Origin of the sequence: Campylobacter concisus UNSWCS, assembly GCF_000466685.1 — a bacterium.
GTDB lineage: Bacteria > Campylobacterota > Campylobacteria > Campylobacterales > Campylobacteraceae > Campylobacter_A > Campylobacter_A concisus_A.
The window spans coordinates 92499-108216 of record NZ_ANNG01000010.1 but is presented as its reverse complement, the minus strand read 5'-3'; the positions used below and the strand labels follow the sequence as shown (position 1 = coordinate 108216).

Genomic DNA, 15718 nt, shown 5'->3' with positions numbered 1-15718 from the left:
CCTATCTAACCAGTTTAAATTGTTTGATGCTAGCTTTTTGAATTTGCTTAAATATCATCTTTATAATATTGACGCTCATCGCATTTCCTGCTTGTTTATAAGTCTGCGTATCGCTCACTACGATTTTAAAGCCCTCAGGAAATCCTTGCAGGCGTAAGCACTCTTTGGGAGTTAGTTTGCGTATGCGCTCGTTCTTTAATAAATTATTGTGTTCAAAACTATTTGAGCTAATCGTAGGGCAAAGCTCAAACTCAGCGCCTTTATTAAAACCTCTAGAGCGCTGTAAAATCTTTGGCTCTCTGCCACCTCCACCCATAGTAGTGAGCGTAGGAGCTAACCCATCCGTATCATAGACGCGTTTTATGCAGTCCGCACCTTTTATATCAAGCTCACCTACAACTTTAATAAATGTATCTGTCCTACGGTGATTTGGTTTTGTAGTGAGAGTGTTGGCGATACTCTCGTTTGCGTTTTTAGGCTCGAATTTTCCGTTAAATTTAGGGTTCTTACTACGGAAATGCGTTAAAGCCTTATCGCTCAAAAAGTATTTTTCATCTACACTCGTATCCAAAAAATCAGCCAGTCGTTTGTAGCCAGTTTTTGGAGCGATGCAGAATGCGTGATACTCTTGCGCATCTAAAAAGCCTACGATATAGAGCCGCTCCCTATTTTGCGGTATGCCGTAGTCTTTGGTGTTTAAAATCTCGGCGTGGCAAAAATAGCCTAGCCCTCGCAAAGCATCTAAAAAACTTTGATAACTTTTGCCGCCATTTATTGACAAAAAGCCTTTGACGTTTTCGTAGATGAATACCTTAGGGTGGGCTTCGCTAACAATTCGGTAAAATTGCCATATTAAGTTGCCTCTCTCGCCATTCTCACCTGCACGTTGCCCTGCTGTTGAAAAGTCTTGACAAGGGCTACCGCCGATCAAAATATCTATTTGCTCAGCGTAAGCTTTGGCATCAAGGTCTCTTATGCCCTCATAAAAAGTTAGCGGAGCATCGTGGTTGGCTAGATAGCTTTTGCGAGCAAATTTGTCTATCTCGCAGGCAAATATCATTTTTACACTATCAAAGACTTTTTTGGCAGCAAATTCTGGTGCGCCTATACCTGAAAAAAGAGTAGCAAGTGATATTTTATGCATCATCCACATCCGCAAAGAGGTTGTTCTCTTTGATAAATTTCTTTAAAACTTCTATGACCTCTTGTGCAAACTCGGGGTTTTTGAAGCGAAAACGCCTAAAGTAAAAGTAGATAGCGGCTTTACTTTTGCCAGTATGTCTTGCGACGTAGTCAGCTATCTCGCTCTCACTTGATGCACATTCAAGGGCTTTATAGTATGTATCTGCCACTTCATCAAAGTGCGGGCAGAGGTAGTTTTGTTTCACAAAAAGGGCGTGCTCGTATATCATAAAGCGATCATGTCTGTCATGCTTGCGGTCTAAATAACTTAAATTTTGTAAATTTTTCTTGCAAGTCTCAAGTATGCTGGCGTGATCTACACGTATATACTCCCTCATCGCACTCATGCTAGCCCCTTTTTTTAAAAAGCAAAGCTAATATGCCAAGTGTCAGCATAGCACCGCCTACAAAAGCACAAACAACCACGGCAATAACGCTTAAGGCAAATTGCTCAGTCATTTTTAATCCTTTTTAATCAAATCACGAAACGAAACCCCAAAGGAGCCAAAACAATGAACGAATACGAAATAGCCCTAGAACTTGTAAAGCTCGCCGCGCAAGAAGGCGCCTTTAAACCGTCCGAAAAAGACGAACTCGCGCGAGATATCGCTAAAGCTTTTAACGATATCAAAGCCGCAATCTTTAAAGACGACGAGCGCGGCAAAACTGCCACTAAGACCGACGCTTAGAATAGTCATCCTCGACGGTAACGAAATACCCGTATAAAGCTAGTACCACGCGTCGGGCATCATAATCTCTAAAGCGCCTTAAGGCTCTGACCGTTTCGTAAAGAACCTGAGAGGGAGACTTCGCGGCCAGTTTTTCGTCCGCTTTTACTTCGTCTTTCGCCGTTTTCGTCTCCGCCTCCGTCGCGGTCTTGCCCGGCGTTTCGTCCGCGCCGTCTAGCTTGTCCATAAACTTTAGTAGCCGCGCTACTACGTCGCTCGGCGGCAATTGGACGTATTTTAACGCGTATTCTAGGAAGACTCTGGCGTCTTTCGTCTCTACGCCCACGACCTCTGGGTAGATAATATGGGCGGTTTGTTTTCGCTCGTTCGCATCCTTTAGCTTGGCTTCTAGGACGCTAATCTCAAACCTATATTTATCCAACTCGGTTTGTAAAAACGACCTTACGGCTTCTTGTTTTTCAAACTCACACATCGCTTCTCCTTTTACTAAAAATTTCACCTTCGCCTTGGTAGATCCAGTTTTGATTGAGGTTGTATTTTTCACTAAGTCTCATCACCCACTCGTAGGGGATGAGCTTGCGGCCGCGTTTGACCTCGTTAAAAAAGTATTTTGTAGTTTCAAGTAGTTCGCAAATTTCCGCGAGATCTAGTCCAAAAATCAGCCTAATGCCCTCGAGCCTTTCACCGACCTCGGTTAGAGAGATGTAATCACTTGCTTTACGCCTCATGAATAGTCCTTTTTTAGCCAAAAATGGCTATAATCTAGGGTTAAAACAAAAGTTTTAATTTTTAGGCTTGTTTTTAAAGCCTCTAAATCAAAAGTTTTTATTTTTAATGAGTGAATTATACTATCAAATAATAGTAAAGTCAAGAGTAATAATATCAAATTTTATCTTAAAAGGATGAAAAAATGGAAAATTTAGAAGCTATTTTGGCGAGAATGCGCGCTGTGCTCGGAGTAAAAACAGATAAGCAGATGTGTGAAATTTTAGAAATTCAATATGGAACACTCGATAATTGGAAAAATAGAAAAAAAATCCCGAGAGGGAGGCTTTTGGAAATCGCCACAAAGCTAAACGTAACGCCTGAATATCTAGAGAGCGGAATAAATATATCAGGTGGCAATAATCAAATCGGCAACTCAAATATACAAAACAATGGTTCAAATGAAAAAGAGAGAGGCGAGATATGGAGCGAGTTTGTAAGGCTCTTTGATGAATACGGCAGTAACGCTATGCTTAGAAAATTTATCGAGCGTCTAGAGGAAGAAAAAGAGAAATTTACTAAAGGAGAGTAAAAATGCTTGAGCAGGATAAATACTGGACAAAAAACATCGGTCTTAGTGTAAATGATAACGAAAATGAAATAAGTGTCTTTGAGGTAAAGGAGCTGATGCTTTTTAGAGAAGATGCTAAGAGTAATGCAGGGTATGGAGATGACAAAATGTTGGCTGCTCAAGAATTTCTAGAATTTTTGGATATAGAATATCATGAAATTTTAGATGCTGATTTTGTTATTAAAGATAAAGATGATCCTGTATGGCTGTGGGTAAAATTTTCTCAAGGAATTGGCAGAAAAAAGAGGGGCGATACAAAAATATATAACATACAAATCCACGGTGGAAACAATCAAATAGGCAACGGAAATACTCAAAATAATAATGGAAGTAAAGCGTGATAGATGAATTTTTAAAAATGCTTTGTGAAGCGATATTTGCCGGGATCGGTCATTGTGCTATTTTAGCTCGTGATGCGATGAATAATCTCTTTTTGTATATACTCTATCATCCAAATCCACAGATCTTATATTATCGCCTTTTCGGGGCTATGATACTTTTTATGATAGTGACTTTTTTGTTTTCAATATATATGAGCAGAAGAAGACGCAGACTGAATAGATCAAAAAAAGATGAACAGCATAAAATTTATGATGAAGATGGACGCACGATCATAATAACTGGTGGAAACAACCAAATCGGCAACGATAATACGCAGAATAATTACAAGATATAGAGATAATGAAAGAAGTGGTTTTACAAAATTTCGGTTTTATTTTACTTGCTTTTTCTGTGTTACTATTTATTTTAATATATCTAGTTTTAATTTTTATTGGTTATAAACCAAGAGAGACAATAAAAACAATATTAGCCACCATATCCTATATTATACTTTATTTGCTAATTGAAGCCATTCTTTGCCGTATTATTTTTGGCAAAGAATATGAGTATTATGTGGGATATTATTTATTTTATTTATTTGCAGCATATATAGACTATAGACCTCGTGACTTAATACGAAGTAGCTGCATAACTATCATTTTATCTATTATACTAGCTATTGGTGGCGACGGGAAAGAATCTTTTTATGAGTTTTTGATGAATTTTACAGTAGGTTTTATATCAATAAATTTTACCTCTATAGTTTTTCTATCATTGCAAAAATTGATAAATTTTACTAAAGAACAATGGATGCAACATAAAATTACAAATAACATAAATGCAAAAACTATATCTATTGACAATGAAAATGATGTTGCAATAGAGAACTCTCGTGTTCTTAATGCAGAAATCAATACTTTAGTAGATACTGGGAATATATCAGAAAGCAGCATTCAAAATAAAATTCCTGATGATTTTACAAAAAATGAAAAAATATAAATTTCAAATTTTAATTAGAATACATATTGGAACTAGGCAAGCAAGTTTAGAGAATAGAAATAAATTATGGCGAATTACAAACATATAAAAAGGAGAGGATATGGGCAATGAAAAACAATCTAATATAGATGTTGTTCAAAAAAGACTTATTTCTGTTTTTAAAGATGAAACAAAAATATCCGCACTGTCTGGATTGTTGGATATGATAGAAAATAACTCTTTTGCTACAGCAGTCTCTAATATTGAGAATTTTTATACTAACTATGGTGATTTTGCTACAAAAAAAGAAGAAATAGACGAAATTTTGGATGACGTAAAAGACTCCCAAGAAAAAATAAATAATGCTTATAGCGAAATTTACGATATAGACGATAGGAGCATAGCACTAAAAGACTCGAGTAGTATTTTAAATAATTTAAGGCAAGCCAATAATGATGCTGTAAAAATAAGAAAAACATATATAAATTTTTATGGACAAAAAGACAGCGAAGGTAACCAGACACAAGGTATTGTTTCTAAACTCGAGTCTGCTTGTAGCGAAATAGAAGAATCGGAATATAAAATAAATGAGCTAAAAGATTTTTATGACGAGGTGTTTAATGGGATTACGGATGATAATGATCCAAAAAACAATAAAAAGTCATGGGTAGACTTTTTGGATGAAAAAAAAGAATATGTAAATAATATGATTGAACATGGGGAAAATGACTTTAAAAATTTAAAGAATAAGATAAATTCATTGCTTCCTGGCGCAACTTCCGCTGGGTTAGCTAGGGCATATATGAGACAAAGAAGAATAACGGAAAAGAAAGTAGAAAAGTGGAATCGTATTTTTAATTGGGCTATAGTAACATTTGCTGTTGCTTTCTTGTTTTATTTTATTTTAGCTATATATTTAAACACTTTTGGTTTTGTTGATTTTTTTAAAAGTTTACCATTGTGGGTATTTAGTGGATTTTTTATTTATTACTCAACACAACAGATTTCTGAATACAAGAAAACAGCCGATGAATATAGGCACAAAGAAGCCTTAGCGTCATCTTATATTGGCTTTGAGCGTCTTATATTGGAATCTGGAAATATAGAATTGAGAGATAAGCTTTTAGAAATAGCTACTGATGCTATCGGTGTTAATCCCAGTGATAGAATAAATTCTAGTGGGCAAATTCCAAGTTTAACATTTTTAGAAAAAATTATAGATTTACTTCCATCTGAAAGTCTGAGGAAACTTTATGACAAAATAGGTAATTCTCTAAATATCGCAAAAAATTAATAACTTTATACATTTTTTAGGAAACTCATAATCTAAACTATCCGCAAAAAAGCGGAGAGTTTAGATGGATAACGATTTAGATTTAATCAGAAAAGCATTTTAGCGAATTTGAAAATCATAAGGCATCACAAACCTTGCAAAAAAGTTTTTCTAAATTTTATCCTATGCAAAATAATACATAATATCTTACGCATTATTTTACTAACTCATCTAAATAATCCGCCCACCACTGCATCAGCATCCTCATATCTGCTAAATTTTGAGCTCTATTGTAAGCTTCTCTTACTTTATCCTTGTCCTTGTGTGCAAGGCATCGTTCGATAATGTCGGCATGGCAACCGTGCTCATTTCTTTTTTCATTGGCCATAGTAGAAAACATCGCACGAAAGCCGTGAGAAACGATCTCATCTTTGCCGTATCCCATGCGCCTTAGTGCTGTGTTTAAGGTGTTTTCGCTCATTGGACGGCTTTTAGATAGTGCGCTAGGGAAAAGATAGCCTTCAGTGCTTCCGCAAATTTTGGCATAGTCTTTTAATAAATTTACTACTTGATCAGCTAAAGGCAGTCTAAAGGCCTCTTTCATTTTCATCTTGTTCGCTTTAATCGTCCAAATTTTAACGGATAGATCAAACTCATCCCACTGGGCGGCTCTAACGTTAAAAGGTCTCATGGCGGTGTAGATCGCAAGCTTTAATGCGACTTTTGTTTTTATGTCGCCATTATACCCATCTACTGACGCAAGTAACGTGCGTATCTCGTTTTCATCTGTGATAGTAGGGAAATTTTTAGGCTTTGCGGTTTTAAAGGCGTATTTGAAATTTATATCGGCTACGACATTGTGAGCGATTATCTCATAGGTGACTGCGTATCTAAAAATTTGATTTAGCAAGATAAATACACGCTTGATGGTTTCTAAATTTCCAGCTTTTTCTATGATCTTTAATACATCTATTATTTCTACTGCTTTTATATTATCCAATGGCCGATCGCCTAAATATGGCGCAATGTGCTTGTTAAAAATCAAATTTTGTTTTTTTAAGTAGTTTGGAGTTATGTTTGCGGATTTTATATCTAGCCATTTTGCAGCGATATCGTTTAGTGTCGTTTTTTCGCTTCTCTTGCTTATGAGCGGATCGACACCCTCTAATATCTGAGCTGCCAACTCTCTGCGCTTTTCTCTAGCGGCTGAGAGGCTAAGGTCTGGGTATCTTCCTAATGCCATGCGACGCATTTTTAATGTAAGCGGGCTTTTATACTCAAATGCAAAAAATTTACGACCACTTGGCTCGACAAATATAAATAAATTTTGTCCGTCGGACTTTTTATAAACTTTATCTTTTGGTTTTAAGGCTCTTATGGCTGTATCCGTTAAGGGAGGGTTGATCTTTGGCATTTTTGTCCTTTAAGTGTCCGCAAGCCCCTAAAAATCAAGCGGCGATTTTTTACGGACATTTTTTTACGGACAACGTTTTATCTTCTAAATTATCCGTAAAAAGTCCTTAAAGGCAATTAAAAAGATTTAAAAATATTGAAAACAATTTAAATAAATAATATATATCAAAGATTGTTCTTATCGTATTTCTTGAAAGGTTTTTAAAAGGATTGAAATGAATTAAAAAGTATAAGATGGTGGAAGCGAGGGGGATCGAACCCCTGTCCAAAAGCAAAATCCGTACAGCCTCTACACGCTTAGCAAAAGTGAAAATTTCATCTAAAAAGGCTCACTTTCCAAAACCAAAATTTAGACTAAGACTAGAATTTCAGCTAGCAAGCAGTCACTTTGCTGGCCTACTCTAGCTAAATTACTCGCTTACATCCTAGCTAGAATGAGACAAAGCGAGGCTCAACTGAACTTACGCAGCTTTAGCGTAAGCAGGAGCGAAATTAACGTTGTTTGCGTTTAAATTTAATTTGAGCTTTTTACGCTTTGCTCAAAGCGACGTGCCACCGTACACACTCTGCTCCTGTCGAAGCCAAGTCGCTCCCATAAAAAATGAAATGGTTTAGTTGGATTGTTTAGTCAAGCTTTGCAGGTACGTCAATGATCTTAGGCTCAAGGACGCTAAAATACTCTAGGTCTTTCTCGACGTCGCCTTTGTATTTATGAAACTGATCGCTAATAAGCAGCAACCAATCTATAAATTTATCATTTGCTGGACCTTTTAAGCTTCTAGCCTCTTGAGTGACCTCTTCAGCTAAAGTCGTTAGTTTCAAGATCGGGTCAAGATGCATAAAACCTGCTGCTGATTTGATATTGTGAAAGATCCTAGAAAGCTCTAAAATGCTCTCCTTATACTTATCAGCTCTTCCTAAATTTATTATCAAAGGCTCTAGTAAATCGCACATCAAAGTGTAGTGGGAGAGAAACTCCTCAACTATATCGTAAGAATAATCGACTTCAAGCCTTTTTAATATACCCATTTTCATGTCCTTAAGAAATTGGCGTAATTGTAGCAAAATTTTGATAAAATTGTTAGCATTATCACAAATTTTACCGGACTTAGCCATGAGAGATGAAAAAATCGCAAAGAAAAAACTCACTATAAATGATATAAAAAACAAAAAAGGCATCGAGCCTATCGTGATGATAACCGCCTACGATGCGCTATTTGCGAAGATTTTTGATGATTATGCTGATGTGATCCTTGTTGGCGATAGCCTAAACATGAGCTTTAATATGAAAGAGAGCACACTAAGTGCTGATATGAGCACCATGCTTTATCACACAAAGGCCGTTTGCGCCGGGGCTAAAAAGAGTTTTATCCTAGCTGATATGCCATTTGGCAGCTACACAAACGAAAAACAAGCGATCAAAAATGCGATGAAATTTTTCAAGCAGACAAATGCCGATGCGGTGAAACTTGAAGTTGGCATGCATCAGGTAAATTTAGTAAAACGCCTCTGCGAAGAGGGCATAAACGTGATGGCTCACATCGGACTAAAGCCGCAGTTTTTTAAATTTGAGGGCGGTTATAAGATAAAAGGCAGAAGCGAGCTTGAGGCAAAAAGGCTAGTTGAAGAGGCTTTGGCGTTTGAGCAAGCTGGTGCGTTTGGCATACTTCTTGAGGGCACGCTTAGCAACGTGGCAAGCGAGATAACAAGGCAGGTTCGTGTGCCAGTTATCGGCATAGGCTCTGGAGCAGACGTCGATGGTCAGGTGCTTGTCTGGTCTGATATGCTGGGATTTTTCGAGGACTTTAAGCCAAAATTTGTCAAGCGCTATCTTGACGGAGCCACTCTTGTGCGAAAAGGCGTGCAAAGCTACGCCAACGAAGTAAAAAACAAAATTTTCCCAAGCGAAGAGTTTTCGTATAAAGGTTAAATTTACATCCCAAATTTATAAAAACTCTGCAAAAAACACTAAGCAAAACCCAGTTCTAGCAACACCAAAGCGCTAGAGCATACTTTTTTATTTTAAAAAAGCTCTTCTGATTCAAGATAGTTTTGCGAGATGTTTCGCTCTTTTTCGTCAGTATTTACATGAAGGACGTAGTAGCCTATCTGAGTGTTGCTAGCATCAAGTAGCGGCACAACGCAAAAATAGTGCGTCTTATATACGTAAAATTCATACTTTTTAAGGTCGATATCGCGCAAAATTCCAACTATATTTAAATTCGCACTGCTTAAATTTTCGATGTAATAATCGCTTAAAATTTGATCACTCGGCACGCTTTTATGTGCTGGCATCTTATCTTTTGATAGGAGCACGAAAAGGTCTATGCCTTGCGTTTTATAAAAATTTCCAAGTGAGTCGTAGTTTAGCAAAACCTCGATGCTACCGATGTTTTTACCCTCATGCATCACATTTGAAACAGCCCTTATATGCACCCCCGCATACCACGCCTCGATGCCAACCATGGGCCTATCTTGCCGCCTTGACTCTTGGACTAAAAACCTGCCACTAGCGATCATATCGCCATATCTATTTAGATCCCAGCTTCTTACGTAGCTTTTTAGATCTTTGTCGTAAAGATGAAGTTTGATGTTGTTATACATCGACGCTGCGCCAAGAGTTTTGGTCAAATTTTCAATGTTTTTTACGCATTCGTCGCGGTTTTGACCTAGCAGGCACATCTGTATAGACTCATTTTGAGCAAGCAGGATCGAGATCGCCATTGATGAAAATTTCTCATCATCGATGCTTTTGTTTAGCTGCTTTACGTGGTAGTCAAAAAAGACACGCATATTGTTTTGCTTTTTTTCAGCCATGTATGAGCTATAAAGAAAATAAAAAAGGCTACCAAGCAGCGCAAAAACGACTAGGACGATATAGATATTAAAATATTTTTTATATTTACTCAAAACTAGACCTTAGTTTTTTTTCTAAAAATTTAGCAAATTCGTCAAATTTAGGCAGCTCAAGCTCGCTTTTTCTTCTGGAGCTAGCCCAAACGCTATCTGGGAAAAAAGCATCGTTTTCAAATCTCGCAATAACGTGAATATGCACGTGTGGCACGTAGTTTCCAAAGCTTGCGATGTTTATCTTAGTTGGTTTATAAAACTCAAGCATAGCCTTTTCAGCCACCAGCATAGCCTCAAAAAGTCTAGCCCTACTCGCCTCATCACAGTCACTTAGCTCCCTATATGGCTTTGCGCTAAAAATTTTCACCCACGGAAGCTCGTTCTTTTCGCGCTCAACTCTTATAAATTTATCTTCATATATCATTTTTGCCCCTATTTTATACGAAATTTCTCTCTCGCAAAAGCGTGTAAAGCTTGATCGTTGAAACAAAAAATGTCACGATCGCAGGTCCAAGTATCACGCCCCAGAAGCCAAACGTCGTGATACCAGCGATCATCGCAAAAAAGATGAGTAGCTCGTTTATCTTTGTTGGTATCTTGACTAATTTTGAGTTTATAAATTTAATAACAAGCGGCTTTAGCAAGGTATCAGCGCCAAACGAGATCACGATAATAGTGTAAAGTGCGATCGTGATAGCGGCTGCTGTGTTGCCATTTGCAAACTCATAGATACTAATAGGCGCCCACGCCAAAAAGCCGCCAACGACTGGGATGAGTGAAGCGAAGCTAAAAAATATGCCAGTTAGCACGCCGTCATAGCCGTAAAAACTGGTGATAATGGCAAACAAAAAGCCCTGAATGATCATATTTGCGATGGTTGAGTAAAAAACGACGCCCATCACGTTGCCAACCTCGCTTAGTATCGACTCAGTGTCCTCTTTTTTAAGGGGAAGCGCCTCTTTTAGGTAGTTTATAAGCTCGTTACCGTAAAGGTTGCAAAAGAAGAAAAAGACTAGGATGATGATCATATCAACACCAAATTTAAGGCTTAGCTTGCCTAAATTTGCAAGATTAGCAGCGACTTGCGAAAATAGCATCTTGATATCAAGCCCACCTATAAATTCCTTTATCTTTGGCTCTAAGAAATTTATCGACTCTGGCAGGCTAAAGTCGTAGTTTTTGATAAACTCGATCGTCTTTGTGACGTTGTTTATGTCAAAGCCAGCTGCGTATTTCGCGATCTCTACGACTGCGTAAAGAAGTGGTGCGATAAACAAACAAAGAAGCGCAAATGTCGTAAGACCTGACGAGAGCGTTTTGCGGTTTTTAGTAAGCGTTAAAAATGCGATCTGCACGTTTGCAACAGCCACCGCGAGCAGCGCTGCGATAAAAATATCAAGTAAAAATGGTTTAAAAAGATAGACCACCAAAGCCAAAGCACAAAACGCAAAAATTCCAAAAAACAGCCTATTATTCATCTTGCTCCCTTAAAATGGGGTAATTATAGCAGATTTATCAAAGCTACTCATTTGCTTGATAAATTTACTAAAACGCTCTGGTGCCAAATTTGCAAAGAGCTGGCTTTTGGCATTTTTAGCCTGCCACCGCTTAATAAATTTAGATAAATTTATGCCTTACGTAAATTTTCTAGCTCGAAAGCTCCTATAAATTTAGCCTTTTACGTGCACTGAAAATTTGCTCCGACAACCTCACACTCATCACAAATTTGCATATAGATCGTGCCCTCGCCGTCTATCAAGCCACCAAAAGGAATTTGCGCTAGATATTTCATCGTTTTACCACATTTTGGGCAGGCTAGATACTCGCTGTCTTGCTGCCACTGCGGATATCCTCCAAGTAAAATTTCACCATCGATCATAGCCGCATAGTGCATACAGACCTCGTTTGCTAGCTCAAATTTTTGCCCGTCAAGCGTTGCCACAGCCTCTCTTACATAGTCTTCGCTCTCACCCTCACCTACTACCTCTGTTTGCACATTATTGCCGTCATTTTGGCAAAAGTACTGCACAAAGCCAACACAGGTCGGGCAAAACTTAAGCACAGCGTCATTTTTAAGCTCCAAACCAAGCCGCTTTAGGCTCTCTTTTTTGATGGTGAGTTCTAGCATCTCGCCGCTACAAAATTTACACTTTTCATCACTTAGTGCTTTAAATTTAACGCTTGCCTCTGCGCTTTGGCTTGGCTGGCAGGTAAAGCACTTATCAAAAACTAGGCTTCTTCTCTTGCCACTGCTATCAAAACTCCAGCCAGCAGTCTGAACATATGCGTCAGTGTCGGCATAAAGCTTCGTCTTCCAAGGCTTTGACGTACCATAAAGCCTAAAAAATAGCTCTCTCACCACCTCATCGCCCTGCCATGCAAGTGCTGATAGGATGTGATTTAGCTTGACTATATTTTCTTCGCTTGAAAGCCTCTTTATAAGCTCATCTCTGATCTTTATTGAAGCCTTTTTGTAAATTTCAGGTGGGTAGTACCCGCTGTTTTTTGTCACTTCTTCGATGATCTGCTCGTCGCAAATGCCATGCAGATAAAAAATATATGTGAGGTCGCTGTAAATTTCATCATATTTATATAGCTCGTCAATGCGAGCGAGGATATCTTTCTGCCTCTTTTTGATCTCATCTTCGCTTAAGCCCTCGTAAAACTCCAGCTTCTCTTTTTGCCTGCACTCATAACAAATCCCGTCAAAGTAAATCGTCCTTTGCTTGCACTTAGGACAAAGATGTGGCTCGCCCATTTTTGCTCCAAATTTAAATTTCGCTACTCAAAAAGCCCTTTTTCGATGTCGATCTTGACGTTAAAGGTCTCAAAGCACTTCGCACTTGCGATCCTGCCCTTTGCTGTGCGCTCTATAAAGCCATTTGCAAGCAGATATGGCTCTATAACGTCCTCAACCGTGCCCTCGTCCTCACTAAGTGCCGCAGCGATCGTGCTAAGCCCCATCGGACGGCGCCTTGCTTGCATCAAAATTTCTAAATACCTAATATCCATCTCATCAAATCCAAGCGAATTTACGCCAAGCGCATTAAGCCCCTCTTTTGCGCGCTCGTGGCTGATGATTTGCTCGTCATTTACCTCGGCAAAGTCGCGGATACGCTTTAGCAGTCTAAGAGCAATCCTTGGCGTGGCACGTGAGCGTTTGGCGATCTCAAGCGAGGCATTTTTATCGCACTCTTTACCAAGCTTAGCTGAGGCGATCTGCACAATACGGCTTAGCTCGCTGCTTGTATAAAACTGCAGCCTAAAATCCATCCCAAAGCGATCTCTTAAAGGCGCTGAGATCATACCAGCACGTGTCGTTGCGCCAATAAGCGTAAATTTTGGCAAGTCTATCTTGATAGTCTGAGCTGCAGGCCCTGAGCCTATGATGATGTCTAGCCTAAAGTCCTCCATCGCAGGGTAAAGCACCTCTTCGATAGCTGGGCTTAGGCGGTGTATCTCATCGATAAAAAGCACGTCGCCCTCTTGTAAATTTGTAAGGATCGCTGCTAGGTCGCCACTCTTTTCTATCATCGGCGCTGCGGTCATTTTGATACTTACGCCCATTTCGTTTGCGATGATGTGAGCAAGGGTGGTTTTACCAAGTCCTGGAGGGCCGTAAAAAAGCACGTGGTCTAGGCACTCATTTCGCTTTTTGGCTGCTTTTATAAAGACGTCTAAATTTTGTTTTATCTTTTCTTGACCGATGTAGTCTTCAAATTTGCTAGGTCTTAGCGAGACTTCAAAGTCGTTTTCAAAGCTTACTTTTTCGATTTCAACGATTCTATCCAAAGTTTTTCCTTCTAAATTTAAGGCTTCATTTTACGCTTTTATGCTTAATCTAAGCTCGTTTAAATTTGTAGTAAAAGGTGCTGCCCTCGCCATAAACGCTATCAACGCCATATAAAATGTCATGTTTTTGGCAAATTTCACTGACGATATTTAGCCCAAGACCAAAACCGCCTTGAATTTCATCCTCTCTCACGTATCTTTTCCAGACCCTTTTGACGTCCTTTATCCCCTTGCCAAAGTCCTGCACGCTAAGCTTTATAAGCTCTGCTTCAAGCTCTAAATTTACTATTATCTCGCTCTCTTTTGAGCTGTATTTTATGGCGTTTGTAATGGTGTTATCGATGATGCGCTGAGCTTCGACCTTGCTTAGCATAGTAAATGCCTCGCTTGCTAAATTTGTCTTTACTACGATGTGCTTGACATCAGCCACGCTTGAGAGAAATTTCACTCGCTCTTTAACATACTCGCCTAAATTTAGCCTCTCAAGTGGAAATTTGATATAGCCACGCTTTATAAAAAACTCGACATCTTCGTAGGTTATTTGCATCTGTTTTAGGGCGTTTTTGATGCGGGTTATATACTTGTTTTCAAGTCCCAGCATCTCAAGGTTCATGCCAGCTACGCCAAGTGGGGTCTTGAGCTCGTGCATAGCGTCGTTAAAGAAGTTGTTCATATATTTTTGAAACTCTTTGTAAGGCTTAACGCTACTTAGATATAAAAAATAGACGATAAAAAGCACTGCCACAAGGATGACAAGCAGCATAAGAGCTGTTAAAAATATGTTCTTTTTGTTATCAAGCTCCTTTTCTACGACGATGTAGTAAGGGGTCTTATCTTTTATAAAAAAGCTCTTGTAAAAGAGATACCCGCTCTCTTCTAGAGTTACAAATTTAAAGCTGCTTGGCTCTTTGGTAAGGGTTGAGATGATGGGTTTAAAATTTACATCATAGATGGCAAATTTATATTTTAATGAGCTAGCTATATTTTCGTTTTTAAGAAATGAATTTTTGATGATGGTTTCATGCTTCATAGCACCAAAAAGGGCTTTTGAGCTGCTGTTTTTCTGGCTTAAATTTAAGATCACAAAGCTTTGAAAGCAAAAAAGCGACATTATGACAAATGTCGCTATGATCTGGATCTTAAAGCTCTTGTGCATCTATCTTGTAGCCTATGCGCCTCTTTGAGATGATAAAGTCGTTTGTTGTCTTGTTTCTTATCTTTAAAACGTGCATTCTTATATCAGCGCCCTCTATATCTTTGTCATTCCAGACAAGATCTCTAAGCTCCTCCATACTGACGTAAGAATTTAAGTGTGAGACTAAACACTCGACCAAAGCGACCTCTTTTGCACTAAGATCAACAGCTTTGTCGTTTTTATATAGCACACGCTTGTTTAGGTTAAAGCTAAACTCGTCATTTATCTTAACTATGTTTTTATCGTCAGTGCCATAGTATTTTCGCATAAGCTCAGCAACTCTAAATTTAAGCTCAGCTAGCTCAAATGGCTTTTTTAGATACTCATTACAGCCAAGCTCGTATCCGATCGCCATATCGTCTATATCGACTAGAGATGTCGTTATCATGATAGGAGCGTTTGGATTTAGACTTCTTATATACTTAATGACCTCGTGACCATTTACTCCAGGCACTTTTATGTCAAGTATAAAAAGGTGATAGAAATTTTTCTCTATCAAGTCGCAAGCCTCTTGACCGTCGCTCACCGCTGTAACTTCATAACCAAGCGTCTGCAAAAACTCACAGACGCTCTCTTGAAACCCCAAATCATCTTCTAAAAGCAAAATCTTCAAAATGCTCTCCTAAAAAACAAACTTTAATAAGATTTTTATCTATTGTAATACTTAATAGGTAAATTTCAAATTAAAA

General features: G+C 38.5%; 21 protein-coding genes and 1 other RNA gene. 8 read left to right on the top strand and 14 right to left on the bottom strand.

The window, feature by feature from the left end; all coding sequences use genetic code 11:
* Window position 1: 1 nt before the first annotated feature.
* Window positions 2–1147: a DNA cytosine methyltransferase gene (locus tag UNSWCS_RS03690; RefSeq protein WP_021087306.1), complete on the bottom strand. Its 1146-nt coding sequence runs from the start codon at window positions 1145–1147 to the stop codon at window positions 2–4.
* Entirely contained in the window at window positions 1137–1529 is a 393-nt protein-coding gene (locus UNSWCS_RS03685; RefSeq protein ID WP_021087340.1) for a hypothetical protein, read from the bottom strand. Before UNSWCS_RS03685 ends, UNSWCS_RS03690 begins: the two co-directional genes overlap by 11 nt.
* 165 nt (window positions 1530–1694) lie before the next feature.
* Between UNSWCS_RS03685 and UNSWCS_RS11780 the strand changes: the two genes are divergently transcribed.
* Window positions 1695–1871 (top strand): hypothetical protein, encoded by a 177-nt coding sequence (locus UNSWCS_RS11780; protein WP_021087282.1) that lies wholly within the window; start codon window positions 1695–1697, stop codon window positions 1869–1871.
* On the opposite strand, the gene UNSWCS_RS03680 is transcribed toward UNSWCS_RS11780, so the two are convergent.
* Both UNSWCS_RS03680 and UNSWCS_RS03675 read right to left on the bottom strand, forming a co-directional pair.
* Window positions 1855–2343 (bottom strand): hypothetical protein, encoded by a 489-nt coding sequence (locus UNSWCS_RS03680; protein ID WP_021087287.1) that lies wholly within the window; start codon window positions 2341–2343, stop codon window positions 1855–1857. The genes UNSWCS_RS11780 and UNSWCS_RS03680 overlap by 17 nt on opposite strands.
* Complete coding sequence (locus UNSWCS_RS03675; RefSeq protein ID WP_021087353.1) at window positions 2336–2599, bottom strand: helix-turn-helix domain-containing protein; 264 nt, start codon at window positions 2597–2599, stop codon at window positions 2336–2338. Before UNSWCS_RS03675 ends, UNSWCS_RS03680 begins: the two co-directional genes overlap by 8 nt.
* A gap of 182 nt (window positions 2600–2781) precedes the next feature.
* Between UNSWCS_RS03675 and UNSWCS_RS03670 the strand changes: the two genes are divergently transcribed.
* From UNSWCS_RS03670 to UNSWCS_RS03650, 5 genes are all read left to right on the top strand, one after another.
* The gene (locus tag UNSWCS_RS03670) at window positions 2782–3168 is read left to right on the top strand and encodes a helix-turn-helix domain-containing protein (RefSeq protein WP_035143415.1); all 387 of its coding nucleotides are present in this window, start codon (window positions 2782–2784) and stop codon (window positions 3166–3168) included.
* 2 nt (window positions 3169–3170) lie between these two features.
* A complete protein-coding gene (locus UNSWCS_RS03665; protein ID WP_021087408.1) occupies window positions 3171–3548 on the top strand; it encodes a hypothetical protein in 378 nt (125 codons plus the stop codon).
* A 191-nt stretch (window positions 3549–3739) separates the two neighbouring features.
* On the top strand, window positions 3740–3883 hold the full coding sequence (locus UNSWCS_RS11775) for a hypothetical protein (protein ID WP_162142141.1): 144 nt from the start codon (window positions 3740–3742) through the stop codon (window positions 3881–3883).
* Between the two features lie 5 nt (window positions 3884–3888).
* Entirely contained in the window at window positions 3889–4527 is a 639-nt protein-coding gene (locus tag UNSWCS_RS03655) for a hypothetical protein (RefSeq protein ID WP_021087406.1), read from the top strand.
* Between the two features lie 100 nt (window positions 4528–4627).
* Complete coding sequence (locus tag UNSWCS_RS03650; protein WP_021087365.1) at window positions 4628–5800, top strand: hypothetical protein; 1173 nt, start codon at window positions 4628–4630, stop codon at window positions 5798–5800.
* Window positions 5801–5993: 193 nt separating this feature from the next.
* On the opposite strand, the gene UNSWCS_RS03645 is transcribed toward UNSWCS_RS03650, so the two are convergent.
* The 3 genes from UNSWCS_RS03645 to UNSWCS_RS03640 form a co-directional block, all read right to left on the bottom strand.
* Window positions 5994–7193: a tyrosine-type recombinase/integrase gene (locus tag UNSWCS_RS03645; RefSeq protein WP_021087342.1), complete on the bottom strand. Its 1200-nt coding sequence runs from the start codon at window positions 7191–7193 to the stop codon at window positions 5994–5996.
* Window positions 7194–7427: 234 nt separating this feature from the next.
* Window positions 7428–7786, bottom strand: a transfer-messenger RNA (tmRNA) gene (gene ssrA, locus UNSWCS_RS11645).
* Between the two features lie 30 nt (window positions 7787–7816).
* The gene (locus UNSWCS_RS03640; protein ID WP_004317574.1) at window positions 7817–8221 is read right to left on the bottom strand and encodes a hypothetical protein; all 405 of its coding nucleotides are present in this window, start codon (window positions 8219–8221) and stop codon (window positions 7817–7819) included.
* A gap of 85 nt (window positions 8222–8306) precedes the next feature.
* Here UNSWCS_RS03640 and panB point away from each other — a divergent pair, with 85 nt between their 5' ends.
* Window positions 8307–9122, top strand: coding sequence for a 3-methyl-2-oxobutanoate hydroxymethyltransferase (gene panB, locus UNSWCS_RS03635; RefSeq protein WP_021087289.1), 816 nt, complete (start codon window positions 8307–8309; stop codon window positions 9120–9122).
* Between the two features lie 92 nt (window positions 9123–9214).
* Here the strand turns inward: panB and UNSWCS_RS03630 are convergent, their stop codons facing one another.
* Genes UNSWCS_RS03630 through UNSWCS_RS03620 form a run of 3 tightly spaced genes read right to left on the bottom strand, consistent with a single transcriptional unit; the run spans window position 9215 to window position 11520 of the window.
* The gene (locus UNSWCS_RS03630) at window positions 9215–10102 is read right to left on the bottom strand and encodes a cache domain-containing protein (RefSeq protein WP_021087420.1); all 888 of its coding nucleotides are present in this window, start codon (window positions 10100–10102) and stop codon (window positions 9215–9217) included.
* Complete coding sequence (locus tag UNSWCS_RS03625) at window positions 10095–10466, bottom strand: HIT family protein (protein WP_021087311.1); 372 nt, start codon at window positions 10464–10466, stop codon at window positions 10095–10097. The genes UNSWCS_RS03630 and UNSWCS_RS03625 overlap by 8 nt, the downstream gene beginning before the upstream one ends.
* Before the next feature lie 13 nt (window positions 10467–10479).
* Window positions 10480–11520, bottom strand: a complete 1041-nt coding sequence (locus UNSWCS_RS03620; RefSeq protein ID WP_021087361.1) for an AI-2E family transporter — start codon at window positions 11518–11520, stop codon at window positions 10480–10482.
* 55 nt (window positions 11521–11575) lie between these two features.
* On the opposite strand from UNSWCS_RS03620, the gene UNSWCS_RS12630 reads away from it, so the two are divergent.
* Window positions 11576–11710 (top strand): hypothetical protein, encoded by a 135-nt coding sequence (locus UNSWCS_RS12630; protein WP_021087396.1) that lies wholly within the window; start codon window positions 11576–11578, stop codon window positions 11708–11710.
* Between the two features lie 10 nt (window positions 11711–11720).
* On the opposite strand, the gene UNSWCS_RS03610 is transcribed toward UNSWCS_RS12630, so the two are convergent.
* The 4 genes from UNSWCS_RS03610 to UNSWCS_RS03595 are packed head-to-tail and all read right to left on the bottom strand — an operon-like array spanning window position 11721 to window position 15642.
* Window positions 11721–12800: a hypothetical protein gene (locus UNSWCS_RS03610; RefSeq protein WP_021087303.1), complete on the bottom strand. Its 1080-nt coding sequence runs from the start codon at window positions 12798–12800 to the stop codon at window positions 11721–11723.
* 23 nt (window positions 12801–12823) lie between these two features.
* Window positions 12824–13834 (bottom strand): Holliday junction branch migration DNA helicase RuvB, encoded by a 1011-nt coding sequence (ruvB, locus tag UNSWCS_RS03605; protein ID WP_012140129.1) that lies wholly within the window; start codon window positions 13832–13834, stop codon window positions 12824–12826.
* Between the two features lie 49 nt (window positions 13835–13883).
* Window positions 13884–14990, bottom strand: a complete 1107-nt coding sequence (locus tag UNSWCS_RS03600; RefSeq protein ID WP_021087292.1) for a sensor histidine kinase — start codon at window positions 14988–14990, stop codon at window positions 13884–13886.
* On the bottom strand, window positions 14974–15642 hold the full coding sequence (locus UNSWCS_RS03595; protein ID WP_021087309.1) for a response regulator transcription factor: 669 nt from the start codon (window positions 15640–15642) through the stop codon (window positions 14974–14976). The genes UNSWCS_RS03600 and UNSWCS_RS03595 overlap by 17 nt, the downstream gene beginning before the upstream one ends.
* Window positions 15643–15718: the final 76 nt, after the last annotated feature.

What these genes read in the sequence shown, in the direction of transcription:
- UNSWCS_RS03665 (WP_021087408.1), top strand. Translation starts at nt 3,171, where the DNA reads ATGCTTGAGCAGGATAAATACTGGACAAAAAACATCGGTCTTAGTGTA.
- UNSWCS_RS11775 (WP_162142141.1), top strand. Translation starts at nt 3,740, where the DNA reads ATGAGCAGAAGAAGACGCAGACTGAATAGATCAAAAAAAGATGAACAG.
- UNSWCS_RS03655 (WP_021087406.1), top strand. Translation starts at nt 3,889, where the DNA reads ATGAAAGAAGTGGTTTTACAAAATTTCGGTTTTATTTTACTTGCTTTT.
- UNSWCS_RS03625 (WP_021087311.1), bottom strand. Translation starts at nt 10,466, where the DNA reads ATGATATATGAAGATAAATTTATAAGAGTTGAGCGCGAAAAGAACGAG.
- UNSWCS_RS03640 (WP_004317574.1), bottom strand. Translation starts at nt 8,221, where the DNA reads ATGGGTATATTAAAAAGGCTTGAAGTCGATTATTCTTACGATATAGTT.
- UNSWCS_RS03600 (WP_021087292.1), bottom strand. Translation starts at nt 14,990, where the DNA reads ATGCACAAGAGCTTTAAGATCCAGATCATAGCGACATTTGTCATAATG.
- UNSWCS_RS03645 (WP_021087342.1), bottom strand. Translation starts at nt 7,193, where the DNA reads ATGCCAAAGATCAACCCTCCCTTAACGGATACAGCCATAAGAGCCTTA.
- panB (WP_021087289.1), top strand. Translation starts at nt 8,307, where the DNA reads ATGAGAGATGAAAAAATCGCAAAGAAAAAACTCACTATAAATGATATA.
- UNSWCS_RS03680 (WP_021087287.1), bottom strand. Translation starts at nt 2,343, where the DNA reads ATGTGTGAGTTTGAAAAACAAGAAGCCGTAAGGTCGTTTTTACAAACC.
- UNSWCS_RS03690 (WP_021087306.1), bottom strand. Translation starts at nt 1,147, where the DNA reads ATGATGCATAAAATATCACTTGCTACTCTTTTTTCAGGTATAGGCGCA.
- UNSWCS_RS03685 (WP_021087340.1), bottom strand. Translation starts at nt 1,529, where the DNA reads ATGAGTGCGATGAGGGAGTATATACGTGTAGATCACGCCAGCATACTT.
- UNSWCS_RS03610 (WP_021087303.1), bottom strand. Translation starts at nt 12,800, where the DNA reads ATGGGCGAGCCACATCTTTGTCCTAAGTGCAAGCAAAGGACGATTTAC.
- UNSWCS_RS11780 (WP_021087282.1), top strand. Translation starts at nt 1,695, where the DNA reads ATGAACGAATACGAAATAGCCCTAGAACTTGTAAAGCTCGCCGCGCAA.
- UNSWCS_RS03620 (WP_021087361.1), bottom strand. Translation starts at nt 11,520, where the DNA reads ATGAATAATAGGCTGTTTTTTGGAATTTTTGCGTTTTGTGCTTTGGCT.
- UNSWCS_RS03650 (WP_021087365.1), top strand. Translation starts at nt 4,628, where the DNA reads ATGGGCAATGAAAAACAATCTAATATAGATGTTGTTCAAAAAAGACTT.
- UNSWCS_RS03670 (WP_035143415.1), top strand. Translation starts at nt 2,782, where the DNA reads ATGGAAAATTTAGAAGCTATTTTGGCGAGAATGCGCGCTGTGCTCGGA.
- UNSWCS_RS03675 (WP_021087353.1), bottom strand. Translation starts at nt 2,599, where the DNA reads ATGAGGCGTAAAGCAAGTGATTACATCTCTCTAACCGAGGTCGGTGAA.